Raw genomic sequence first — 24701 nt, forward strand, 5'->3', positions numbered from 1 at the left:
GGGCCCCTTCTTCTACGGAAAACGATAAGAAGGGGCCCTTCCTTTCAGCCCTTGACCATGTTGTCGAGCAGCAGGGCGCAGCGGATCAGGCCCAGGTGGCTGTACGCCTGGGGGTGGTTACCCAGGCCGCGTTCGGAGATCGGGTCGTACTGCTCCGGGAGCAGCCCGGTGGGGCCGGCCGTGTCGACCATCTGGGTGAAGAGTTCCTCGGCGTCGGAGCGGCGGCCGGTGCGCAGGTATGCCTCGATCAGCCATGCGGTGCAGATATGGAAGCCACCCTCGCGGCCGGGTAGGCCGTCGTCCCAGCGGTAGCGGTAGACGACCGGGCCGCTGCGCAGGTCGGCCTCGACCTTGAGCACCGTTGCCAGGAACCGGGGGTCGTCGTCTGGCAGCAGGCCGGACAGGCCGATCCAGAGCGAGGAGGCGTCCATCTCCTCGTCGCCGTACGCCACGGTGTAGGCGCCGGCCTGCTCGTGCCAGCCGTACTCCAGCACGTTGTGCCCGATCCGGTCGCGCAGTTCCACCCACTCCGGCCGGTCCCCGTCGCCGTGCTGCCGTACGACGTGCAGCGCCCGGTCCACGGTCATCCAGCACATGACCTTGGAGTAGACGTGGTGCCGGGGTGGCAGCCGGGCCTCCCAGAGCCCGTGGTCGGGCTCGTGCCACCGGCGGCTCACCGCCTCGACCATGTTCTCCAGCACCCGCCACTCGGTGTCGTGTACCGAGCCGCGCAGGTCGGCGACCGCGGCCAGCAGGTCCGCGACCGGCCCGAAGACGTCGAGCTGGAGCTGGTGGTTGGCGAGGTTGCCGACCCGGACCGGCCGGGATCCGGCGTATCCGGGCAGGGTGTCGATGACCGCCTCGGCGCCGAGTTCGAAACCGTCGACGGTGTAGAGCGGGTGCAGCCGTTCCGGATGCCCGCCGGTGCGTTCGATGCAGCCGTCCACCCAGCGCAGGAAGCCCTCGGCCTCGGTGAGCGAGCCCAGGTCGACCAGCGAGCGGGCGGTCAGCGCGGCGTCCCGCAGCCAGCAGTAGCGGTAGTCCCAGTTGCGGACCCCGCCCAGTTCCTCGGGCAGCGAGGTCGTCGCGGCGGCGAGGATCGAACCGCTGGCCTCGTGGACCAGGCCACGCAGGGTCAGCGCGCTCCGGCCGACCAGGTCACGGGCGGTGTTCGGCAGCCGTAGCCCGGCCACCCAGTCCCGCCACGGCTGCTCGGCCAGGGCCTGCCGCTCGTGTACCGGCACCCGGTGGTGGGCCAGGCTGTGCGAGCCGAACCGCAGCTCACAGGTGACCGACCCGCCGGCCGCGGCCAGGTCGACCACCGCGCGGGCGGTCTCGTAGCCGCCGTCGTTGACGATCTCCCATTCGACGCCGGGGGAGTAGAGCGCGATCGGTTCGTTCGAGCCGAGCACCAGCAGTCCGTCCCCGAGCGGCTGGAGCTGCACGGCGACCTGGCCGAACTCCGGGCGGGGGGCGAAGTCCAGCCGGACCCGGCCGGCCCCGCTGAGCACCCGGATCAGGGTCGAGTCGCCGGTCACCACCGCCGGGCCGCTGGGCACGCCGACGCTGGACGGGCGGTCGAGCCAGTCGGTGACGGTCAGCCCGGACCAGCGGGTCTCCACCGTCATGGTGCCGGAGCGGTAGCGCTGCCCGAGGGGCAGGCCACCGCGCTCGGGGGCGATGCTGAAGTAGCCGGCCGGGTTGCCGCCGACCAGGTCGGCGAAGATCGCCGGGGAGTCGGGCTTGGGGTGGCAGAGCCAGCTCAGGCTCGCCTCCGGGGTCAGCAACGCGACGGTACGACCGTTGGCCAGCATCGAGTGCCGCTCGATCGGCACCGCCCGTTCGCCGAACAGCCAGTTCCGGCGTACCTCCAGGAGTAGTCCGAGCACCCGGGCGGCGTCGACCGGCTGGTCGATCCGGAAGCCGGCCACTGTCTCGCCGGGGCCGATCTTGATACCGACGTCCGGCCCGTGCAACTTGGCGAAGGCGTTCTCGTCGGTGACGTCGTCGCCGAGGAACAGCGCCGCGCTGGCCGACATCTGGGTACGGAGCTGGTCGAGCGCGGTGCCCTTGTTGGTCGGGATCACCGACAGCTCGATCACCTCCTTGCCCCGGGTCACGGTGACGTCCGGCCAGGTGGCGGGGCCGTCGCTGACCGCCGCGTCGACCTCGGCCGCCACCTCGGGTTCGGCACCCCGGGTGTGCACCGCGATGCTGGCCGGCTTGGTCTCCAGGCGTACCCGGGTCCGGCCGGCGACGATCTGCCGCAGTTCGTTGCGCAGCCGGGTGCGTACCTCGATCAGCTCGGGCGAGAGTCGCTCGACGAAGCCGATGTCGAACTCGGAGCCGTGGCTGCCGACCAGGTGCACCTCGCTGGGCAGCCGGGACAGCGTCGCCAGGTCGCGCAGCGCCCGACCGGAGACGACGGCCACCGTGGTCTGCGGCAGCGCGGCCAGGGCGCGTACCGCGGCGACCGACTCGGGCAGCGGCACCGCCTTGGTCGGGTCCTCCACGATTGGCGCGAGGGTGCCGTCGTAGTCGCAGGCGACCAGCAGTTGCGGCACCCGGGCGATCCGCCCGACCGCGGCCCGTAGTTCCGGGTCGATCGCGTCGAGGGTCCGTGGACCGCCGTCTAGCACGGAGGAGGGCTTCACTCCGCCTCCGTTTCGGGTACGCCCAGCTCGTTGAGGAAGGAACGGGCCCAGTGTCCGACGTCGTGGGTACGCAGGTGGCGCTGCATGATGCGCATGCGGCGCCGGGCCTCGACCTTGTCGACGTGGACCGCGCGCAGCAGCGCGTCCTTGACTCCGTCCGGGTCGTGCGGGTTACAGAGGAATGCCTGGCGCAGCTCGGTGGCGGCGCCGGCAAACTCACTGAGCACGAGTGCGCCGCCCGAGTCGGCGCGCGTTGCTACGTACTCCTTGGCCACCAGATTCATTCCGTCTCGCAGCGGGGTCACCATCATCACGTCGGCCGCGCAGTAGAGCGCGGCCAGTTCACTGCGACTGTACGACTGATGGAGGTAATGGACTGCCGGTACGCCGACCCGGCCGAATTCACCATTAATCCGGCCAACCTCGCGTTCCACCTTGACCCGGAGTGCCTGGTAGTGCTCCACACGTTCCCGACTTGGCGTAGCAACCTGCACCATAACCGCATCGGGAACTGTCAACTTTCCGTCAGAGAGCAACTCGCGGAACGCCTTGAGTCGAAGCTCGATGCCCTTCGTGTAGTCGAGCCGGTCCACGCCCAGCACCACGGTCTTCGGGTCGCCCAGTTCGGTGCGGATCTGCTTGGCCCGGGCCTGGACCGCCGGGTCGGCACCCATCCGTTCCATCTCGGCGACGTCGATCGAGATCGGGAACGCGCCCGCCTTCACCTGGCGCCCGTCGACCTGGATCATCTGGCCCTCGTAGCGGAGCCCGAGCAGGTGCCGGGCCAGCCGGACGAAGTTCTGCGCCGCGAGCCGCTGCTGGAACCCGACCAGGTCGGCGCCGAGCAGGCCGCGCAGCACCTCGGCGCGGAGCGGCATCTGCATGAACAGCTCGATCGGCGGGAACGGGATGTGCAGGAAGAAACCGATCCGCAGGTCCGGGCGGAGTTCCCGGAGCATCGCCGGTACCAGCTGGAGCTGGTAGTCCTGCACCCAGACCGTCGCGCCCTCGGCCGCCACCTCGGCGGCGGCCTCCGCGAACCTGGCGTTCACCAGGCGGTACGCCTCCCGCCACCGGCGCTTGTACACCGGGGTCTCCACCGCGTCGTGGTAGAGCGGCCAGATCGTGGCGTTGGACTGGCCCTCGTAGTAGCGTTCGAGTTCCTCGGCGCTCAGCGGCACCGGGTGCAGCCGGATCCCCTCCAGGTCGAACGGCTCCGGTGCGGCGCCCACCCCGCCGGCCCAGCCGACCCAGGTCCCCTGGTGTTGGGCGAGCACCGGGTGCAGGGCGGTGACCAGGCCTCCGGGGCTCCGCCGCCACTGTCGTCCCTCGGGCGTGTTCACCTCGTCGACCGGCAGACGATTCGCTACGACCACGAACGAGCTACGAACGGTCACAATCAGTGCACCTCCGGTGATGACGGGTGTCCACCGCTGAGCGTACTGAGCGTAGCTGCGGCGCCTAGCCCCCAGTGCCACTCTTACTGCCCTCCGGGACGTTCGGGGAAAACGCGAAGGTGATCATGGACACTTGCGGGCCCGGCGGAGGGTGATGTGGGCGCAGCGTGGCGGACCTGTCAGGATTGACGACGGCGTTTCGCCCAACCTCGGAGCCGGTACGAAACCGACTCCGAGGTCCAAAGGAAGCCCGACGTCGTGATCGGTCGTAAACGCGTCACGGCATTCGGGAAACATTATCCGTGGGAGGTAGGCCGCACCGTGGCCCAGTACATCTACGTCCTGGAGAAGGCGCGCAAGGCGCACGGCGACAAGGTCGTGCTGGACAACGTGACGCTGAGCTTCCTGCCGGGGGCCAAGATCGGTGTGGTCGGGCCGAACGGCGCCGGTAAGTCCAGCCTTCTCAAGATCATGGCCGGTCTGGACCGGCCGAGCAACGGCGACGCCCGGCTGATGCCCGGCTACACCGTCGGACTCCTCGCCCAGGAGCCGCCGCTCAACGATGCCAAGACCGTGCTCGGGAACATCGAGGAGGCGGTGGCGGAGACGAAGGCCAAGCTGGAGCGGTTCAACAAGATCGCCGAGCAGATGGCCACCGACTACTCCGACGAACTGATGACCGAGATGGGCCAGCTCCAGGAGGAGTTGGACCACGAGGACGCCTGGGACATCGACTCCAAGCTCGAACTGGCGATGGACGCGCTGCGCTGCCCCCCGCCGGACGCCGACGTCACCCAGCTCTCCGGTGGTGAGCGTCGCCGGGTCGCGCTCTGCAAGCTGCTGCTGGAGGCACCCGACCTGCTGCTGCTGGACGAGCCGACCAACCACCTGGACGCGGAGAGCGTGCAGTGGCTGGAGCAGCACCTCGCCAAGTACGCCGGCACCGTCATGGCCATCACCCACGACCGGTACTTCCTGGACAACGTCGCGGGCTGGATCCTCGAACTGGACCGCGGCCGGGCCGTCGGCTACGAGGGCAACTACTCCACCTACCTGGAGAAGAAGGCCGCCCGGCTGGCCGTCGAGGGCCGCCGGGACGCGAAGATGAAGAAGCGGCTGACCGAGGAACTGGAGTGGGTCCGGTCCAACGCCAAGGCCCGGCAGACCAAGTCCAAGGCCCGGCTCGACCGCTACGAGGAGATGGCCACCGAGGCCGAGAAGACCCGCAAGCTCGACTTCGAGGAGATCCAGATCCCGCCGGGCCCGCGCCTGGGCAACGTGGTGATCGAGGCGCAGTCGCTGCGCAAGGGGTTCGGCGACCGGGTGCTGATCGACAACCTCAGCTTCTCGCTGCCCCGCAACGGCATCGTCGGCATCATCGGCCCGAACGGCGTCGGCAAGACCACCCTGTTCAAGACCATCGTCGGGCTGGAGCAGCCGACCGACGGCTCGGTCCGGGTCGGCGAGACGGTCAAGCTCTCCTACGTCGACCAGAACCGGGAGGGTCTGCACGGCGACAAGACGGTCTGGGAGCTGGTCTCGGACGGGCTGGACCACCTGATGGTCGGCAAGGTCGAGATGCCGTCCCGGGCGTACGTGGCCGCGTTCGGGTTCAAGGGCCCGGACCAGCAGAAGCCGACCAAGGTGCTCTCCGGTGGCGAGCGCAACCGGCTGAACCTGGCGCTGACCCTCAAGATCGGCGGCAACGTCATCCTGCTCGACGAGCCGACCAACGACCTGGACGTCGAGACCCTCTCCTCGCTGGAGAACGCGCTGCTGGAGTTCCCCGGCTGCGCCGTGGTCATCTCGCACGACCGGATGTTCCTGGACCGGGTGGCGACGCACATCCTGGCCTGGGAGGGCGACGACGAGAACCCGTCGAAGTGGTTCTGGTTCGAGGGCAACTTCGAGGCGTACGAGAAGAACAAGGTCGACCGGCTCGGTGCGGACGCGGCCCGGCCACACCGGGTCACGTACCGCAAGCTCACCCGTGACTAGTCCGGTCGAGGCGGACCAGCCCCAGGCCACCCGGTACGTCTACGACTGCGTACTGCGCTGGTCCGACCTGGACGCGTACGGGCACATCAACAACGCCCGCTTCCTCACCCTGTACGAGGAGGCCCGGGTGGCGCTGATGTTTGCCGGTGGGCGGGCCTGGGGCGTCGGCTCGTTCGCCGACGGTGTGGTGATCTACCGGCACGAGATCGACTACCTGCGTCCGGTCGAGTACGCCCTGGGCCGGGCGACGGCGGAGCGTGCGCCGACGGTACGGATCGAGATGTGGGTCGAGGACCTGCGCCAGTCCCGGTTCACCATCGCCTACGAGCTCTTCGACGCCGACGTGCTGGCGAGCCGGGCCCGCTCGGTGCTCGTGCCGTTCGACCTGGAGCGGCAGCGCCCGCGTCGGCTGACGGACCAGGAGCACGAGTTCCTCCGGCCGTACCTCGCCCCGCCGGCCGGCACGAAGGGCGAGCCAGCGCGGCGATGAGCGACCGTAGGGAGTGGACCGATGTCCGGTGCGGAGCGGCCTGAGGGCGGTGCGACGGTGGCTTCCGGCGACGGGCACGGGTTGTCCGGTGCGGCGGACGCGGGAGCCTTCCTGGCTCGCCTGACCCGACTCGATCCGGCATCGGTGGTCCGGCTGCGTTCCGGAGCCACCCCCGGAGCGGCCGGTGGAACCGCCCGAACCGCGCTCTGGGCCCGGTTGCCCTGGTCCGTGCTGGTGAGCCGGGTGGTCGCCGGGAACGGTCCGGGCGACGCGACCGTGTCGGCCGCCGAACTGCTCGGCGAACTCGCCCGGGGCGGCACCGCGCTGCCGCCCCGCCGCGATGCCGACTGGCGGTGGCCGGTGCCGGGCACGGCGGGCACGGTGGTCGAGACCATCGCGGGCGACGAACTGCGCCGGATCGCCGTCGCGGCGGCGGGCACCCTCCGGAGCGCCGCCGCCGAGGGTGTCGGCGGTCGGGCGGTCGGTCAGCGGGCGCTGCGGGACGCCCTGCTCGACCACGTCGCGGTGGTGGTGACTCCGGCGGCGTCGCCCGGTGCGGGCGTACCCGGTCCGTCGGCCGGGGGCGGCCGGATCGAGATCTCTCAACGACTCGTCCAGGCCATCGTTCGGATGGGCTTTCTCGGTTCCCCCGGCTCGACCGAGTGGGACGCCGTACAGGTGCGGATCGCGGGTCGATGGGTCGGACTTGCCGCACCTTTCGGAGCAGCGTGGTTACAGAAAGTTAGTCAGTTTGCAATAACACCGGTTCGTGATCACCCGAACGGCTGATGAGGCATGGTCCATCTGTCCTGGGGCTGTCGTTGGGGGGGTGCTTCAAGCCGGCTGTACGGGTACCGTCGGGCCTCGGATCCAACGCAACGTAGGCGAGTGGATCCGCTGGGGAGCGAGGTGCGCAAGCGATGCCGTGGTGGTCATGGCGCCCCGGCCACGCCGGTGGCGGTGAGCCGGAAACTCGAAGCAGGATCCAGACGGACGGCGCGGTCCGGGTCGGACCGCCGGCGCCCCGGGAGCCGGAACACGACTCCCGGCCGGGAGACCGGGCAACGATAAGAGAGGTTCCTCCGGTCATCGCGCCGGTGACGCTACGCCGGGTCGGCGACGCCCTCGATCTGCTCGATGTGCGCTACCTCGCCGACGGCGACGGCAGCCTGCTGGCGATGTGGGAACGGCATGCCGTGCTGTTCGCCCTGGAAGGCCCCGACGACGAGATCCTCGTCATGCGGGCCCGTCCACACTCGACGGTGCCGCCGGACTGGGCCGACCGGGCGTACCGGGTGGTCAACGAGTGGAACCACACCCGCCGGTTCTGCAAGGCGTACGTGGGTGATCCCACCGAGCGCGGGCAGTTGCCCATCTACGCCGAGTTGCAGGTGCCGCTCAGTGCCGGCGCCCACGACGCGTTGCTGGTCGAGATGCTGGACTGCGGTGCGGCGGTCGCCACGACGTTCGTCGACTGGCTGCACGACGAGGGCGCCCTGCTCTAGCCCGCACCGGACGTAGGGTCCGTCCGCCGACCGTCAGTGGTTCGGGCCCGGCGTCTCGTCCATGGTGTTGACCATGAAATACGCGGCCCGTTCCAGGTACTGCCACAGGGTCGTGGCCGACTCCTCCGGCAGATCCAGGCTGTCCACGGCCCGACGCATGTGGTGCAGCCAGGCGTCGCGCTCGGCCGGCCCGACCCGGAACGGCGCGTGCCGCATCCGGAGCCGGGGGTGGCCGCGCTGCGCCGAGTAGGTGTTGGGGCCGCCCCAGTACTGGATCAGGAACAGCGTGAGCCGGTCGGCGGCCGGACCGAGATCGGCTTCCGGGTACATCGGCCGGAGCACCGGATCGGCGGCCACGCCCGCGTAGAACTCGTCCACCAACCTCCGGAAGGTCGGCTCGCCGCCGATCTCCTCGAAGAAGGTTGGCGACGGGCGGGCCTGCTCTCGCTCACCTGCGGGATTCACCGCTCCATCCTGCCATCCGACACGGTGATCGACCGCTGCCGGAGCCGCGTACCGGTGCGGTCTGGCTCACAGCCCGGCCCGGCTCACCGGGGCCGGGCCGGGGTCAGACGGCGCCGATTCCGGCCTCGGATGACGGGGGCCTGGGGCCGGGCGGCGAACCGGCTCCGGTGCGGCCACCGGCCCGGTTGGGCGCGACCTGGGGTGGGGTGGCGGCCCGTGCCCCGGCCTGGGCGATCGCCGCGTCGAACCGTTCGGAACGCGGCCAGCGGATGGCCAGGAGCAGCATCAGCAGCACTCCGGCGACGCTCCAGAGGCCCACCACCCGGGGGATCGCGAACCGTTCGGCCAGTACCCCGGTGACCAGGACCGCGCCGCCCTGCATCACCTGGACGCCGGTGTTCATCACCCCGAACGCCCGGGCGCGGTAGCCGTGCGGCAGTGCCTGCACGAACAGGCCGTTGGTCACCGGCAGCAGGCCGGCGACCGAGAAGCCGGCGACCGCGGCCAGCAGCGCCACCAGTGGCGGCGGCGGATTCAACAGGGTGGGTACCAGCGCCAGCGGGGCGAGGACCGCGAACACCCGGACCAGGGCCCGGCGCCGGTCCGGCCGGACCCCCCGGCCGACCACCAGGCCGCCGAGGATGAAGCCGGCCGGCGCGGCAATCATGATCAGAGCCTGTGTGGCGTTCCGGTCGGCACCCTCGCCGGCGAAGGTGGTGGCCCAGGCGGCGGCCAGCCCCTCGGGAACGATGGCGAACAGCATCGCGCAGAAGACCATGATCGCGATTGCCCGCAGCACCGGGGTGCCGAACACCAGTTGGAAGCCGGCGGCGGTCTCCCGCAGCAGATGACGTCGGCCGCCGTCGGCCACCGCGGCGGACCGGTGCCGGACACCGAACCAGATGATCAATGCGGAGAGCGCGAAGGCGGCGGCGTTGATCAGCAGCGCGAGGGCCGGGCTGTACAGCGCGATGCCGGCGCCGACGAGGTAGCCGACGACCTGCGCCGCCTGGCCGGTGCTGGCGTGCAGTCCGAGCGCGACGACGAGTCGGTCGCCGGTGAGGATGAGCGGCAGCATCGCGGACCGGGCAGCCTGGCTCGGCGGACTCACCAGGGTGGCGGCGAAGAGCAGCACGAGGATCACCTCGGCGCTCAGGCCCTCGATCGCGATGACCGCGTACAACGGGACCCGGATGATGTCGCAGATGACCATGACCGTCCGGTACGGATACCGGTCGGCCAGCGTGGCGAGTAGTGGCCCGCCGATCAGCCAGGGCAGGTAACTGGTCGCGAACGCGGCGGCCGAGAGCGCGACCGACTGGCTCTGCTGGTAGACCAGAAGCGTGACGGCGGCCTTGGCGAGATAGTCACCGGTCCAGGTCAGTACGGTAGCCGCGAAGATCGCCCGATACTCACGCTCGGCGAACACCTCCCGAAAGGTTGCCGGCCTTTCGGGCGCGTGTGTCTCTTCGGACACCGATGGGCCTCCATCGTTCTCGACCGCTGACCAAATGTGATGGGGCTGCCGGGAACGTTAGACGTTCGGATCAGCGAGGTCTTAATTACGCTCCGGGAGGGAGCTTGTTCTGGATTCTGCCCGATCGTATGACAACTGGCTAGGGCGAACGGATAGATCGTCGCATCTCCGACTGGTCGAACGGACGATACCCGACCGCCCGCGCGGTACGCGACCCCTGCCACGCGGTGCCCGTCGAGGGCCGTCCGGCACGGCGGAGGCGGCCGTCCGGCCCGCGCTCCGCCCGTCTGACAGATCAGGTCGCGCCACGCCCGCCCGTCGGTCGGTCAGGTCGCTCCACCCTGGCCGGTCTCGCCCTCGACCGGCGGTGTCGCCGGTCGGGGGAACATCCGGGTCGCCGCGATACCGGCGGTGATGCCGGAGTTCTCCAGCGCCTCGGCGAGCCGGCGACGCAGCTCCCGGGAGACCGCGAACTGTCCCTCGGTCGTGGTCTTGGCGATGGTGCGGATGACCGACCCGTCCACGGTGATCTGTTCGACCCCGACCACCTCGGGCGGCTCCACCAGCTCCGGGGCCAGTTCCGGATCGACCGCCACCGAGGCCGCCGCGGTCCGCAGCACCGCCGTGGCCTCCTCGGTACGGGCGAAGCCGATCGGCATGTCCACGACGACCATGGCCCAGCCCTGACTCTTGTTGCCGACCCGGATGATCTCGCCGTTGCGGATGTACCAGACCACCCCACGGGCGTCCCGGACGGTGGTGATCCGCAGCCCCACCGCCTCCACCACGCCGGTGGCCTCGCCGAGGTCCACCGTGTCGCCGACGCCGTACTGGTCCTCCAACAGCATGAAGAGACCGGCGATGAGGTCCTTGACCAGGGTCTGGGCGCCGAAGCCGAGGGCCAGGCCGGCGATACCCGCGCTGGCCAGCAGAGGGGCCAGGTCGAGACTGAGTTCGCTGAGGATCTGGAGGGTGGCGATGGCGAAGACGACCGCCGTGGTCAGGCTGCGCAGCACCGAGCCGATCGCCTCGGCCCGCTGGCGACGCCGTTCGGGTACGACCGCCTGCGGGTCGGGCGCGGCGGTGGGGATCCGTTCCCGCAGCGGCCGGAGCACGGCCGGGATCCTGCTCTCCGAGGTGCTGCGCACCAGCCGGTTGATGGTCCGGTTCAGCAGGTACCGGAGCAGGATCGCCAGCAGCAGGATCAGCGCGATGGTCGCCGGCTTGATCAGCAGATAGTTGCTGCCCTCGGCGAACCACACGGAGTCGGTCACCTGGTAGACCTGCTTGCAGAGCGGGTTGTCCAGGCAGCTCGGCTGGGGGTCCGGGGTCGTCGGCGAGGGCGACGAGGGCATCCCGAAGACGACGGCGCTCAACAGGTTCGCGGGGTTCACGCTTGTCTTCGTACCGCACGACCCACGGTCGTCGTCGGCCGCCCCGCCGGCTCGTGGCCGACGCCGCCGTGGCCTCGCCCGGCGCTCCGGCCCGGCTGGGCGGAGGGACGGAACCGGTCATCTTGCCATGGGACGTGAAAGCTTTCTGCGGGACCCCCGATTAGTACGTGCAATCGCGGCACCTATCGGGGACTATTGGCGCACGGACGCCGGTGATCTGCCGGCGTCGGCCGCGGTCGTGGCGGTCTGTCGGTGCGTGCTGGGCCGACTGTGGCCACCGGGAGCGGGGTCGGCACCGGCGGGCGACAGGGAGCGGACGAGACACGACCGAGAGGTGAACGCGATGCCTGACATACGACCCACGGTGGGCTCCGGAGCGTTGGTGCTCAATGCCACCTATGAGCCGCTGTGTGTCGTTTCAGTGCGTCGAGCCGCGATCCTGGTCCTGTCGGCGAAGGCCGTCTGCGTGGCCGACGGGGAAGGGATCCTGCACAGTGCCCGCAACGCCCTCCCCGTACCGTCGGTTGTGCGGTTGACCCGTTTTGTCCGGGTACCGTACCGGACCCACGTCGGGTTGTCGCGGCGGGCCATCTTCGCTCGGGACAACTGGCGGTGCGTCTACTGCCGTGGCCCGGCCGAGACCATCGACCACGTCTTCCCGCGCAGCCGGGGCGGCCGGCACGCCTGGGAGAACGTCGTGGCGGCCTGCGCCAAGTGCAACCACACCAAGGGCGACAAGACTCCGGCGGAGTTGGGCTGGCGGCTGCACGCGCTGCCCGCGGCGCCGAAGGGGATCGCCTGGCGGGTGCTCGGGCACCGGGCACCGGACCCGCGCTGGGCGGACTGGCTGGACCTGCGGGAGACCGAAGCGGCCTGACCCGCCACGGCCCGTCAGGACTGGCGGGCGGAGACCAGGGACGCGAAGACGACGACGTTGTCGGCGTACCCGGTGGAGCCGCCCACCCAGCGCCCGCCGCAGGTGATGAGCCGCAGCGACGGCCGGCTGAAGTCGCCGTAGACCCGCTCGACCGGCAACTGCGACTTGTTGAACCGCTTGACGGAGTTGACCTCGAAGACCGCCACCGACCGGTCCTCCCGGTTGACCTCGATCTTCGAGCCGGGCCGGAGCCCGGCGAGGTCGTGGAAGACGGCTGGCCCGGTGCGGGTGTCGACGTGACCGACGATCACCGCCGGCCCGTACTGGCCGGGGGTGGGACTCTGGCTGTACCAGCCGGCCTCGTCGCGCCGGTCCGACGCCGGTACCTCGATCGTGCCGTCCCCGGCCACTCCCACCGGATGCACCGGCGCGGTCAGGCCGAGCGCCCGGATGCCGATCCCCACCGGAGGACTCGAGTCCAGGACCGGGAACTTCCGGGGCGGCGCCGGTGCGCCGAAGGTCAGCCCGGTCGGCAGCACGGTGATGCCGGTCAGGTTCTGCACCCCGAAGAGGGTTATGAACAGGCCGAGCAGCAACGTGATCACGGCCACCGGGCCTGGCCGCCGGGTCCGCCGGCCCCGCCGTACCGTCCGGCGGGTCGGCTTCGGCGGCACCGTTCCCAGCGTTCCGGGCGGAGTGCCGTCGGTCGGGTCCGGGCTGGTGATGCTCGCCGCGGTGGCCTGGCGGACGAGCCGGGCCGTGCGGCGTCGCCACCGATGTGCCCGGCCGCGCCACCGGTCCGCCCGGCCCCGCCACGTGCCGTCGGCCGTGGGAGCGCGGAACATTGTCGGTCCGGATCAGCTACCCGGCTCGGTGCGCCGCCGGTTCCGCCCGGCCAGCCCGACTCCGAGGCCGAGCGCGATCACACCGATACCGCCGGCGAGGATCAGCGCACCGCCCGGTCCGCCCGCCGTACCGCCGCCACCGGTGGCCGGTCCCTGGCTGCCCTGACTCATGTTCACCACGGTGAGCGTGGTGGTGGCGGTGTTGCCGTTCTGGCAGCTCAGGTTGACGGCGTACGGTCCGGGTGCCTTGTTGCCCGGAATCGTCACCGAACCGGTGAGAAAGCCGTTGTCGGGGCGGAGCATGACCCTGCCGAAGGCCTCGGACTGCACGGTCGCCTGCTGGTTGTTGCCGTTCTCGCAGCTCGCCCGGAGGTTGACCCGGGTGCCTCCCTGTGCGGTGTTCGGGGTGACCTCGATGAACGTGTTCGGCCCGGCCCGTACGGCCGACACGGTCCCGAACACCGGCCCCGGGGCCAGGGCGGCGACGGTGATGCCGGCGGCGATCGTGCGGCCGACAATCTTCGCAGTGAGCATGACTTTCCCTCCCGCCGGTTCTCCCGGCCGGTCGTGTGCACGACCGTCGTCGGGATCGGTGTTCCCATCGACTCGGAGCACACACGCGCCCGGCGCCCGGCAGGGCCAACCGGGGATGGCCGGTACCCGCCCCGACCAGGGGCCGGACGCCTCGCTCGGCCGGGTGCGGGCGCTCGTCAGTCGGCCGGTACCGGTGCGATCGGGACGACCGGCTGCCAGGCGAGCGGGCTGGACAGCACCATCGTGCTCGACGGCTGCCCGTACGGGGCGAGTCTGTCGATGACCTGCTCGAACGCCTCGATCGACCCGGTTGCCACCTTGAGCATGCTGCAGGCGTCCCCGGTGATCCGATGGATCTGGAGGATTTCCGGCCATCCGGGCACCTCGGGGTCGCGGAGGATGCACCGGGACCCGTAACAGGACATCCGGATCATCGCCACCACGGCCCGCCCGGCCCGGGCCAGGTCCACGTGCGCGTGGTAACCGGTCACGACGCCGGATTCCTCCAGCCGTCGTACCCGCTCGGCGACGGCCGGCGGGGAGAGGTGGACCCGTCGGGACAGCTCGCTGAACGAGAGCCGGGCGTCGGCCTGGAGTTCCCGCAACAGCGCCCAGTCCATGTCATCCATAGTTGCTGACTCTCCGTAATTCATTGCGAGCGCCGAAAGGACCTTTCAAACGTTAAGTCATCTCGGCGATCAACCGCACAACCACGGAACCTACCGGCCAAGTGCCGTCGTTCCGGCATTCCGTCGACCGGTCGAACAGCGAGATCATGACGGTATCGGGTTACGGAACGGAGGCAACTGGTGGAGAGCATTCAACGGCAGCGGCTGCCCGAGCGGCCCCGCGTACGGCCGGTGAACGCCCAGCAGCGCGCGGCCCGGGCGGCGGCCAACGGCGGCGAGCCCACCCTGGAACTCGCCGAGCGGACCCCGTACGAGGCGTACGTGCACGCCAGTACCCTGCACAGCCTCCAGCAGACGCTGAGCCGGGACCCCGGCGAGATGTCCTTCCTGATGGTCAGCCAGATCATGGAGCTCTACTTCGGGCTGACCTGCTTCGAGTTGCGCCAGGCCCGGGAGCGGCTGCGCGACGACGACGTCTGGGCCGCCCTCGCCCCGTTGCGCCGCGCCGCCCTGCACCTGGAGGGGCTGAACGCCGCCTGGCGCGGGCTGCGCTGGATGACCCCGGCCGACTTCAACCGGTTTCGTAACCTGCTCGGCGAGGGTTCCGGGTTCCAGTCCGCGATGTACCGGAACCTGGAGTTCCTGCTCGGGCTCAAGTCCGCCTCCCTGGCCCGGCCGTTCCACCGGCAACCCCAGGTGTACGCCGACCTGGTCGAGACGCTGCGGGCGCCGAGCCTCTGGGACGAGGTGATCGCCGTGCTGGCGCGGCGGGGCTTCGACGTACCGGCGGGGTTGCTGGACCGGGACTTCTCGGTCGAGGCCGAGCCGAGCGCCGAGGTCACCGCCGCCTGGGTCGAGGTCTACGCCGACGCCGGGCCCGACAACCACCTCCGGATCCTGGGTGAGACGCTGGGCGAGATCGTCGAGCAGTTCGACGACTGGCGGCACCAGCACCTCAAGGCCGTACGCCGGACCATGGGCGCGAAGGTGGGCACCGGAGGATCGGCCGGCGCGGCATGGCTGCGCCGGAGCATGGCCCGGGAGGTCTTCCCGGAGCTGTGGGCCGCCCGGACCCAGATGTAGCGGAGCCCGGCCGTGCCGTACGGCCGGGTCCCGTGGTGACGCGGGTGATCCACGAAGGAGCGAGAAGACAGCATGACCCCCTTGGATGCGGAGGCGACCGCCCGGCGCCGCGACGAAGCCGATCCCGGCCACCGGCACCTGTTCCACGTACCGCCGGCCGAGGGTGGCCGGTACCTGGAGGCGGCCTACCTGGTCGGGAACTCCCTCGGCCTGCAACCCCGGGCCGCCCGGTCCGATCTGCTGGCCGAGCTGGACGCCTGGGCCACCCGGGGCGTGTCCGGCCACTTCTCCGGCGACCGGCCCTGGGTGCCGTCCTACCACTCGTTCACCGGCCCGAGTGCGTCGCTGGTCGGCGCGCTGCCGGCCGAGACCGTGGTGATGAACTCGCTGACCGTCAACCTGCACCTGCTGATGGTGTCGTTCTACCGGCCGGCGGGCGCCCGGAACCGGATCCTCATCGAGGACGCCGCCTTCCCGTCGGACAGTTACGCGGTCCGCAGTCAGGCCCGGCACCACGGGCTGGATCCGGACGAGGCCGTGGTGCGGCTGTGTCCCCGCCCCGGCGAGGAGACCCTGCGGACCGAGGACATGGTCGCGTATCTCGACCGGGAGGGGGACCGGGTGGCACTGGTCCTGCTCGGCGGGGTCAACTACCTGACCGGCGAGGTGCTGGACATTCCCGCGATCACCGAGGCGGGCCACCGGGCGGGCGCCCTGGTCGGCTGGGACCTCGCGCACGCGGTCGGGAACGTGCCGCTGGCGCTGCACGACTGGAACGTCGACTTCGCCGCCTGGTGCACGTACAAGTACCTCAACTCCGGGCCCGGGGCGCTGGCCGGGATCTTCGTCCACCAGCGGCATCTCGGCGATCCGGCGGTCAACCGGTTCGAGGGATGGTGGGGCACGGACGAGGCGACCCGCTTCGAGATGGCCCCGGTGTCGCGGCCACCGGCGACGGCGGACGCCTGGCTGATCTCCAATCCGCCCGTACTGGCCATGGCGCCGATGCGCTCCGCCCTGGGGATCTTCGAAGAGGTCGGGATGGCCGCCCTCCGGGCCCGGAGCGAACGACTGACCGGCTACCTGGAACAACTCCTGGACCAGATCACCCCGACCCGGCCGCTCGCCGTGATCACCCCGCGTGACCCGGCCCGGCGCGGCTGCCAGCTCTCGGTACGGATCGGCCGGGGCGGCGCCGCCGCGCTGACCAAACGGCTCTCCACCGAGTACGGGGTGCTGGTCGACGACCGCGAACCGGACGTGATCCGGCTGGCCCCGGTGCCGCTCTACTCTACGTACCACGACTGCTGGCGGGCGGCCGAGGCGCTGGCCCGGCTCGTCGACGAGACAGGTCAGCCCCGGTCGTGACCGGTTCGGACGCCCTCGCACCCAGGATGGATCGACCGGTACGACATCCGACGTAACCTTTCAACCTTGTCGATGGTCTACCTAACGGTTCCGGAATCACACGAGCCGGCGCGGGAGGACCTATGTCGACAAGATCTGTCCGATGGGGCGGCGGTCTGCTGACCGCCGCCCTCGTGGTTTCGACGATCCCCGGGGCCGGGCCGGCGAGTGGAGCGCCAGTACCCGGCCCCGATCCGGCGGCCAGACCCGGGGCGGCCACCCCCGGGACCGTCGGACCGGACGGTTCGGTGACCCTGATCACCGGAGACCGGGTCACCGTCCGCCGGGGCGAGCTGGCCCTGATCCAGCCCGCGCTGGGGCGGTCCGGGATACCGGTGCAGGTCGGTCGCGCGGACGGCCGGCTGACCGTGCTGCCGTCGGACGCGGCGGCCCTGGTCCGGGCGGGGCGGCTGGACGCCCGGCTCTTCGACGTGACCACCCTGCTCGAATTCGGCTACGACGACCGGCGGACCGACCTTCCGCTGATCATCTCCGCGAGCGGGTCCGGCGGTACGGCCCGCAGCCGGGCGTTGGCGGAGGGCGCCCGGGTGGTCCGCGAACTGCCGGCTGCGGACGGCGTCGCGGTCAGCGCCGACCGGCAGCGGTTGCCCGAGTTGTGGCGGAACATCGTCGACGGCGCCACCGGAGCGGCCGCGCGGAGCACCGGAACGAAGGTCTGGCTCGACGGACTGCGTAAGCCGACGCTGGAGCACAGCGTGCCGCAGATCGGCGCGCCGACCGCCTGGCAGGCCGGTTTCGACGGCACCGGAATCACGGTCGCGGTGCTGGACACCGGCATCGACGCCAGCCACCCGGACGTGGCGGGCCAGGTGGTCGGCCGGGCCAACTTCACGGGCGGCGTGGAGGACGACCGGGACCGGGTGGGCCACGGTACGCACGTCGCCTCCACCATCGCCGGCACCGGCGCCGCCTCCGCCGGGAGGTACCGGGGCGTGGCACCCGGCGCCCGGCTGCTGGACGGCAAGGTGTGCATGGAGTACGGCTGTCCCGACTCCTGGGTCATCGCCGGCATGCAGTGGGCCGCCGAGCAGGGTGCCACGGTGGTCAACCTGAGCCTGGGCACCGAGGACAGCCCGGGGCTGGATCCGATGGAGCAGGCGGTGCGGACGCTCACCGGCCGGTTCGGCACGCTCTTCGTGATCTCCGCCGGCAACAGCGGTCGCGACGCCACGGTCGGCTCACCCGGCAGCGCAGACGAGGCGCTCACGGTGGGGGCGGTGGACCGCTCCGACGAACTCGCCGACTTCTCCAGCCGTGGGCCGCGCAGCGGCGACGGCGCGATCAAGCCGGACATCACCGCACCGGGGGTGGACATCGTCGCGGCGAACAGCCCGGACGGCTCCATGGGCCGCCCCGGGGAGCCGTACGCGACGAGTTCCGGCACGTCCATGTCGACGCCGCACGTGGCCGGCGCGGCGGCGATCCTGGCGCAACGGCATCCGCAGTGGAGCGCCGGCACCCTCAAGTCGACCCTGATGGCCTCCGCCGTACCGCATCCGGAGCTCGGGGCGTACGCGCAGGGTGCGGGTCGGGTGGACGTGGCTCGGGCGATCAACCAGACGATCCGTACCGACCCGCCGAGTCTCAGCTTCGGCCGGCCGTTGTGGCCGCACGACGACGACGTACCGCAGACGGCAACGGTCACCTACACCAACGGTGGTGCCGCCCCGGTGACGCTGGCCCTCACGGTGGAGTCGACCGGACCGGACGGCCGCCCCGCCCCGGCCGGGATGTTCACCCTGGGCGCGTCGACGGTGACCGTGCCGGCCGCCGGTACCGCCCAGGTGAGCGTCGCCGCCGACACCCGGGTCGAGGGTGCGGACGGTTACTACACCGGCCGGCTGGTTGGCAGCGCCGCCGGTGGAGCGCTGATCCGGACCCCGTTCGCGTTGGAACGCGAGGTGGAGAGCTACGACGTCACCGTGACCCATCTCGATCGGACCGGCGAGGTGACCGCCGTGTACGCGACCTCACTCGTCGGGCTGGAGGCGGGCGTCGTCCACCAGGGGTACGACCCGGACGGCACCGTCACGATCCGGGTGCCCAGGGGTCGGTACCACCTGGTGAACCAGATCTGGGAGGAACCGGCGGATCCCGAGAACCCGGACGACCGCGGGACGAGCCTCCTGACCCGGCCCGGGTTGGAGGTGACCGGGCCGGTCAGCCTGACCCTGGACGCCCGGCTGGCCAAGCCGGTGTCGGTCACCGTGCCCCGGGCCGACGCGACCGCCGGCCACGCGTCGATGGCCGTGGAGTTCATCCGGGGCGACTTCCAGGCCGGCTTCGAGACAACCACCTTCGACGGATTCGACCGCCTGTACGTCGGACAGTTGGGCAACTCCGGGCCGGTGGAGGGCATGGCCGGCAGGCTCGCCGGCCAGTGGGCGAAGGTGGGCGCGGACGGCTCCACGGACAACAGCCCGTTCGTCTACCACCTGGCCTGGTTCCGCAAGGGCGGGATGTTCGACGGCTTCACCCGGGTGGTGCGGCCGGCCGAGCTGGCCACCGTCAAGGCGCGCTACGCCAGACACGCGTCCGGGCCCGACGTCGTCGTCATGGGATGGGAGTTCGCGGTCCTGCCGGGAGTCTTCGACCTGCCGACACCGTCGTGGCTGATCTTCGCCACACCCTTCGAACGGACCGAGTACTTCAACACCGAGGGCGGCGTGCGGTGGGTACAGCACGTCAACGAATCCAAGGTCGACGATCAGGGCATGACGGAGTCGCTCGCCTTCAGCGGGGGCGGGCAGACGGCGTACCGGGCCGGGACGGTGACCCGGCGGCAGTGGAACGGCGGGGTCTTCGGGCCGAGCCTCGACGACCCGAGCTGGCCGGGGGCGTGGATCACCCGGACCGGTGACGAGATCGTCGCGTCGGTGCCGATGTTCGGCGACGGCGCCGGTCGACCGGGGCGGTCGGTCACCGAGGCCGAACGGATGACGATGTACCGGAACGGCGTCAAGGTCGGCGAGTCCGATGTCCTCGACGCGGCGTTCGAGGTGCCGTCGGCGGCGGCGGACTACCGGATCGAGGCGACCGCCGCCCGTGGTGCCCCGTTCTCGCTCTCCACCCGGGTGGACGCGACCTGGACCTTCCGGTCCGGACCGGCGACGGGTGAGACACCGGTACGCCTGCCACTGTCCACGGTGCGGTTCAGTCCGGTGCTCGACCAGGAGAACAGGGCGCCGGCCGGCCGGCTGTTCAGCGTTCCGGTGTCGGTGCACCGCCAACCGGGCTCGGTGGGCGGCGGCACCCGGTCGCTGACCGTCGACGTGTCGTACGACGACGGTGTGACCTGGCGTAAGGCCCACGTCCTGGCGGTCGGTGGCACCGGAGTGGTGCTGCTCCAGCATCCGAACCGGGCGGGTTTCGTCTCGCTGCGGGCGGCTGCCACGGACCGGGCCGGCAACACGGTCCGGCAGACCGTGATCCGGGCGTACGCGATCACGCCGTAGCGCGGCGCCCGGTGGGGCCGGTGCCGTGGGAGCCGGCCCCACCGGGCGCGCCGACGCTGGTCGCGTCCCGGCGGGCGCGGCGAGGCCCGACACCGGCCTTGCCGCGCCCGGACCGGGCGTCGGCGGAGCGGATCGGCTGCCCGTCGCCGCTGGGATCGGCCCCCCGAGATCTGCCGGGCGTCGCTTTCCGATACCGTGAACGGCGACTGGATCGGGCGGGTTGACAAGATCGTCAGCCGCTCGGGCCGGGCACGATGATCCCGTTTTCGTCTGGGGGCGTTCAGGTTGTCTGTTTCCGAGACGTTGCTGGTCTTTGTCGCCATCCCGGTCGCCGCCATCCTGGTGATCAGCGTGCTGGCGCGGGCCGGTAAGAGTGGGCGTAACGCCAAGCGTTACCGGCCGGGGCGACCGTTCGAGTTCACGCCGGTCTGGTTCCTCTCCTCGCCCGAGCACCTGACCGAGTCCGCGCGGACCGCGTTGCCGGCCGGCGCGGAGGCCCGCGCGTTGACCAGCGGCGAGATCGAGACCATCAGCGCGCCGACGCGCGCCGGCGTGACAGGGGGCGCAAGTGACCGCTGGTAAGAGCATGGCGACGACCGACCGGCCGGAGACCTCGGCCGGACCCGACGCCGCCGGGCGGCCCAACGTGCTGGACGGTCCCTTCACCACCCGTCAACTGCTGCGCATCGACGAGGCGCTGCGGATCGCCGACGGCTCCACCGGGCTGGTCTTCACGGTCTACGTGGGGCCGCTGACCGAACCGGTCCGGGAGCACGCGCAGCGACTGCACGCCGAGCTGACCGATCCCGCCCACGCCGTGATGATCGCGCTCTCGCCCAACCAGCGGGTGCTGGAGGTGGTGACCGGCTCGGAGGCGCGTAAGCGGATCCCCGACCGGGACGCCAAGCTGGCCGCGCTCTCGATGGTGGCCGCCTTCGGCGGTGGCGACCTGACCGGCGGAATCGTCAGCGGTCTGGACCAGCTCGCGACCCGCGCCGGCCGGTCCGGCTAACCGCCCGGCCGGGCCGGGCCGCCGATCGGCTGCGGCGCGGCCGGCGCCCCGGGCAGGGCCGGTGCTCAGGCCGGGGCGGAATCCTTCGCCCGGGCCCGCAGCGCCCGGAGCACCCCGTCCCGACCCTCGGCGACCAGCCGGCGCAGCGACGCCGGGTGGCCCGACTCGGCCAGCCACCCGTCGGTGGCCCGGACGGTGTCCTCGCCGACCTGGTACGCCGGGTACGCCAGCATGACGAACTCCTGCGCCGGCTCACTGTCCCGGCTCGCCCAGACCCGGCCGACCGAGGCGAAGAACGGCTCGACGTACGGGGCGGTCAGCTCGACCTGCGCCGGGTGCTGGAAGCCCTGCAACAGTGCCCGGTGTCGCCAGTTCGGCAGGATCTCGTCCCCGGTCAGGGTGCGCCACACCTGCGCCTTGTTCTCGGCGGTGGGGATCAGCGCGTACGCCAGGGCGGCCTCCCGCTCACCACTCGACGTCCGGTCCGACGACAACTCCGCGTCGATCTCGGCCCGCCCGGCCGCCCCGTTCGCGACCAGGGCCCGGAGCACCGTCCAGCGCAGCTCGGTGTCGATGGTCAGCCCGCCCGGCACCTCGACGCCGTCCAGCCAGCCCCGGAGTACGGCCAGCTCCGTCTCGCTGCGGGCCGCCGAGGCGTAGGTACGCGCCCAGGTCAGTTGCAGCCCGCTGCCCGGCTCCGCCGCGCGCAGGGCGGTCGACGCGGTGCCGGCGAGCTGGCCCCAGCCGGTCGGCGCCCAGTCCGGGGCCGCGTACGAGGTGAGCGTGGCGGCGGCCTGCCGGAGCGTCTGGGTGACCAGGTTGATGTCGGTCTCGGCGGGCAGGCCGGTCAACGCGAGCGCCACGTAGTCCCGGGCCGACAGTTCGGCGTCCCGGACCATGTCCCAGGCGGCGGCCCAGCACAGGCCCCGGGGCAGCGACGATTCGAAGGCGGCGATGTGCTGGACGACCGCCGCCATCGACCGGTCGTCCAGCCGGAGCTTGGCGTACGTCAGGTCGTCGTCGTTGAGCAGCAGCACGTCCGGTGCGGTCACGCCGGTGAGCTGCGGCAGTTCGGTACGCTCGCCGGCGACGTCGACCTCGATCCGGTCCCGCCGGACCAGCCGGCCGTCCCGCAGGTCGTAGAGGCCCACCCCGATCCGGTGGGTACGCAGCGTCGGGTGCTCGCTCGGCGCCTCCTGCAACACCACGACCGACTGGTACGTGCCGTCGGGGCCGATCGAGACCTCCGGCCGCAGCGTGTTGACCTGGGCGGTCTCCAGCCACTCCGCGGCGAACTTGCGCAGTTCCCGGCCGGAGGCCGCCTCCAGCTCGGTGAGCAGGTCGTCGAAGGTGGCGTTGCTCCAGGCGTACTTGCCGAAGTAGCTGCGCAGGCCCTCGCGGAACGGCCCCTCGCCGACGTACGCGACGAGTTGCTTGAGCACGCTGGCGCCCTTGGCGTACGTGATGCCGTCGAAGTTGACCTCGACGGCCTCCAGATCGGGCATCTCGCAGTAGACCGGGTGGGTGGAGGAGAGCTGGTCCTGGCGGTAGCCCCAGTTCTTCCGGACCGACAGGAACGTCGTCCAGGCGTCCGAGAACCGGGTGGCGTTGGTGTTGGCCCAGTGACTGGCCCACTCGGCGAACGACTCGTTCAGCCAGAGGTCGTTCCACCAGCGCATGGTCACCAGGTCGCCGAACCACATGTGCGCCAGTTCGTGCAGGATGGTGTTGGCCCGCTGCTCGTACTCGAAGTCGGTCTCCTGCGAGCGGAACAGGTAGTGCGCCTCGGCGTGCGTGACGCAGCCGAAGTTCTCCATCGCGCCGGCGTTGAAGTCGGGCACCCACACCTGGTCGTACTTTGGCAGCGGGTAGCGGACGCCGAACTGGTCGTGGAAGAAGTCGAAGCCCTGGGTGGTGACCAGGTTCAGGTCCGCCGAGTCGAGGTACTGGGACATGCTGGCCCGGCAGAAGTAGCCGAGGTCGATGCCGTCGTGGGTGTAGCGGACCTCGTGGTACGGCCCGGCGCAGATCGCCGTGACGTAGGTGCTCATCACGGCCGACGGGACGAAGTGGATTGTCTTGCTGTCGGCGCCGGCCGGCTCCTCGTCGCGTACCGGCATGTTGGAGACCGCCCGCCAGTGCGCCGGAACGGTCGCGTGCCAGGTGAAGGCGCTCTTCAGGTCGGGCTGGTCGAAGCAGGCGAAGACGCGCTGGGCGTCGGCGGTCTCGAACTGGCTGTAGAGGTAGGTTTCGCCGTCCACCGGGTCGACGCTGCGGTGCAGCCCCTGACCGCTGGACGAGTAGAGGAAGTCCGCCTCCACGACCAGGATGTTCTCGGCGGCCAGGCCGGGGAGGGTGAGCCCGGCCTCGGCGGACCAGTCCGACAGGTCGACCGGGGCGCCGTTCAGCGTCGCGGCCCGGACGGAGTCGGCGGCCAGTTCGATGAAGGTGGTGGCGCCGGGATCGGCGCAGCGGAACCGGACCTCGGTCGTCGAGCGGAAGGTGCGGTTGTCCGCGGCTCGTCCGGCGGACGACAGGTCCAGGCGGATGTCATAGCCGGTGACGTCGAGCAGACGCCCCCGCTCCGTCGCTTCGACCTGGGTCAGGTTGCGCACTCCGGGCACGTGAATCTCCATCCGATCTTCCCGCTGGCTGTCGCCATTGACAGCATCGAGCCATCCCCACGACTCATGCCGAGTCTTTCATGCCGGCGACGGTGGTACTGGTGCTCCAGGTCACGGTCTCATCCCGCTGTCGATACGGGTCTACTGGGGTGAAGATCTGTAACGGTGTCGCCGAATCCGGCGTCCCTACGACGAAGGGAGTCGCCGTGTCCGAGCGCGCGGCCGTTGACATGTTCTTCGACCCGACCTGTCCGTGGGCCTGGATCACCTCTCGCTGGCTGCTTGAGGTGGAGCAGGTACGACCGGTCGACGTCCGGTTCCGGGTGATGAGTCTGTCGGTGCTCAACGAGGGCCGGGACATGCCGGAGCAGTACCGGGAGGGTTTGAAGAAGGCCTGGGGGCCGGTACGGATCTGCATCGCGGTGGAGCAGGAGCACGGATCCGCGGTGGTACGCGACCTGTACACCGCCCTCGGTACCCGGATCCACCTCGGCAAGGAGGAACGGGGCCAGGAGCTCTACCGGGCGGCGCTGGCCGACGTCGGGCTGGACCCGGCGCTGGCCGAGATCGCCGACTCGACCGAGTACGACGAGGCGCTGCGGGCCAGCCACAACGCGGGGATGAAGCCGGTCGGTCAGGACGTGGGCACGCCCGTGATCCACGCTCCGGGTCCGGTGCCGGGCGAGACCGTCGCGTTCTTCGGCCCGGTGATCACTCCGGCACCGAAGGGCGAGGCCGCGGGTCGGTTGTGGGACGGGGTGCTCCTGGTCGCCGGAACCCCCGGCTTCTACGAGCTGAAGCGCAGCCGTACCGAGGCGCCCAGCTTCGAGTGAC

Annotated in this window: 20 protein-coding genes; 11 read left to right on the plus strand and 9 right to left on the minus strand. The window is 71.0% G+C overall.

Annotation, left to right across the window (positions count from 1 at the left end; genetic code table 11):
• Window positions 1-44: 44 nt before the first annotated feature.
• A complete protein-coding gene (otsB, locus tag ACFP2T_RS40945) occupies window positions 45-2639 on the minus strand; it encodes a trehalose-phosphatase (protein WP_377432404.1) in 2595 nt (864 codons plus the stop codon).
• Between the two features lie 11 nt (window positions 2640-2650).
• Window positions 2651-4051, minus strand: coding sequence for an alpha,alpha-trehalose-phosphate synthase (UDP-forming) (locus ACFP2T_RS40950; protein ID WP_196199404.1), 1401 nt, complete (start codon window positions 4049-4051; stop codon window positions 2651-2653).
• 321 nt (window positions 4052-4372) lie between these two features.
• On the opposite strand from ACFP2T_RS40950, the gene ettA reads away from it, so the two are divergent.
• From ettA to ACFP2T_RS40970, 4 genes are all read left to right on the plus strand, one after another.
• A complete protein-coding gene (ettA, locus tag ACFP2T_RS40955; protein ID WP_377432120.1) occupies window positions 4373-6049 on the plus strand; it encodes an energy-dependent translational throttle protein EttA in 1677 nt (558 codons plus the stop codon).
• Complete coding sequence (locus tag ACFP2T_RS40960; protein WP_377432121.1) at window positions 6042-6539, plus strand: acyl-CoA thioesterase; 498 nt, start codon at window positions 6042-6044, stop codon at window positions 6537-6539. Before ettA ends, ACFP2T_RS40960 begins: the two co-directional genes overlap by 8 nt.
• Window positions 6540-6560: 21 nt before the next feature.
• On the plus strand, window positions 6561-7328 hold the full coding sequence (locus tag ACFP2T_RS40965; RefSeq protein WP_377432123.1) for a DUF8185 domain-containing protein: 768 nt from the start codon (window positions 6561-6563) through the stop codon (window positions 7326-7328).
• A gap of 131 nt (window positions 7329-7459) precedes the next feature.
• The gene (locus ACFP2T_RS40970; protein ID WP_192764871.1) at window positions 7460-8044 is read left to right on the plus strand and encodes a type III secretion system chaperone family protein; all 585 of its coding nucleotides are present in this window, start codon (window positions 7460-7462) and stop codon (window positions 8042-8044) included.
• A gap of 33 nt (window positions 8045-8077) precedes the next feature.
• Here ACFP2T_RS40970 and ACFP2T_RS40975 read toward each other — a convergent pair whose 3' ends face one another.
• The 3 genes from ACFP2T_RS40975 to ACFP2T_RS40985 form a co-directional block, all read right to left on the minus strand.
• Entirely contained in the window at window positions 8078-8509 is a 432-nt protein-coding gene (locus tag ACFP2T_RS40975; protein ID WP_377432125.1) for a globin, read from the minus strand.
• 103 nt (window positions 8510-8612) lie between these two features.
• Window positions 8613-10022: an MFS transporter gene (locus ACFP2T_RS40980; RefSeq protein WP_377432406.1), complete on the minus strand. Its 1410-nt coding sequence runs from the start codon at window positions 10020-10022 to the stop codon at window positions 8613-8615.
• 290 nt (window positions 10023-10312) lie between these two features.
• Window positions 10313-11341, minus strand: coding sequence for a mechanosensitive ion channel family protein (locus ACFP2T_RS40985; RefSeq protein WP_377432408.1), 1029 nt, complete (start codon window positions 11339-11341; stop codon window positions 10313-10315).
• Between the two features lie 382 nt (window positions 11342-11723).
• On the opposite strand from ACFP2T_RS40985, the gene ACFP2T_RS40990 reads away from it, so the two are divergent.
• Window positions 11724-12257, plus strand: coding sequence for an HNH endonuclease (locus ACFP2T_RS40990; RefSeq protein WP_377432127.1), 534 nt, complete (start codon window positions 11724-11726; stop codon window positions 12255-12257).
• 14 nt (window positions 12258-12271) lie between these two features.
• On the opposite strand, the gene ACFP2T_RS40995 is transcribed toward ACFP2T_RS40990, so the two are convergent.
• From ACFP2T_RS40995 to ACFP2T_RS41005, 3 genes are all read right to left on the minus strand, one after another.
• Window positions 12272-13102, minus strand: a complete 831-nt coding sequence (locus tag ACFP2T_RS40995; protein WP_377432129.1) for a class F sortase — start codon at window positions 13100-13102, stop codon at window positions 12272-12274.
• 12 nt (window positions 13103-13114) lie between these two features.
• On the minus strand, window positions 13115-13636 hold the full coding sequence (locus ACFP2T_RS41000) for a hypothetical protein (RefSeq protein ID WP_377432130.1): 522 nt from the start codon (window positions 13634-13636) through the stop codon (window positions 13115-13117).
• Window positions 13637-13812: 176 nt separating this feature from the next.
• Entirely contained in the window at window positions 13813-14265 is a 453-nt protein-coding gene (locus ACFP2T_RS41005; protein WP_377432131.1) for an Lrp/AsnC family transcriptional regulator, read from the minus strand.
• A 189-nt stretch (window positions 14266-14454) separates the two neighbouring features.
• Between ACFP2T_RS41005 and ACFP2T_RS41010 the strand changes: the two genes are divergently transcribed.
• From ACFP2T_RS41010 to ACFP2T_RS41030, 5 genes are all read left to right on the plus strand, one after another.
• Window positions 14455-15348, plus strand: a complete 894-nt coding sequence (locus tag ACFP2T_RS41010; RefSeq protein ID WP_377432409.1) for a tryptophan 2,3-dioxygenase — start codon at window positions 14455-14457, stop codon at window positions 15346-15348.
• Between the two features lie 72 nt (window positions 15349-15420).
• A complete protein-coding gene (kynU, locus tag ACFP2T_RS41015; RefSeq protein WP_377432133.1) occupies window positions 15421-16716 on the plus strand; it encodes a kynureninase in 1296 nt (431 codons plus the stop codon).
• 122 nt (window positions 16717-16838) lie between these two features.
• Window positions 16839-20231 carry a S8 family peptidase gene (locus ACFP2T_RS41020; protein ID WP_377432135.1) on the plus strand — a complete coding sequence of 1131 codons (3393 nt, stop codon included), beginning with the start codon at window positions 16839-16841 and terminating at the stop codon, window positions 20229-20231.
• A 285-nt stretch (window positions 20232-20516) separates the two neighbouring features.
• Window positions 20517-20813 carry an aa3-type cytochrome oxidase subunit CtaJ gene (gene ctaJ / locus ACFP2T_RS41025; protein ID WP_465264294.1) on the plus strand — a complete coding sequence of 99 codons (297 nt, stop codon included), beginning with the start codon at window positions 20517-20519 and terminating at the stop codon, window positions 20811-20813.
• A gap of 4 nt (window positions 20814-20817) precedes the next feature.
• On the plus strand, window positions 20818-21243 hold the full coding sequence (locus tag ACFP2T_RS41030) for a DUF5130 family protein (RefSeq protein WP_377432137.1): 426 nt from the start codon (window positions 20818-20820) through the stop codon (window positions 21241-21243).
• A 65-nt stretch (window positions 21244-21308) separates the two neighbouring features.
• Here the strand turns inward: ACFP2T_RS41030 and pepN are convergent, their stop codons facing one another.
• The gene (gene pepN / locus ACFP2T_RS41035; protein ID WP_377432411.1) at window positions 21309-23858 is read right to left on the minus strand and encodes an aminopeptidase N; all 2550 of its coding nucleotides are present in this window, start codon (window positions 23856-23858) and stop codon (window positions 21309-21311) included.
• Between the two features lie 215 nt (window positions 23859-24073).
• Between pepN and ACFP2T_RS41040 the strand changes: the two genes are divergently transcribed.
• Window positions 24074-24700 carry a mycothiol-dependent nitroreductase Rv2466c family protein gene (locus ACFP2T_RS41040; protein WP_377432139.1) on the plus strand — a complete coding sequence of 209 codons (627 nt, stop codon included), beginning with the start codon at window positions 24074-24076 and terminating at the stop codon, window positions 24698-24700.
• Window position 24701: the final 1 nt, after the last annotated feature.

This window comes from Plantactinospora solaniradicis (assembly GCF_042658085.1).
Classification (GTDB): domain Bacteria; phylum Actinomycetota; class Actinomycetes; order Mycobacteriales; family Micromonosporaceae; genus Plantactinospora; species Plantactinospora solaniradicis.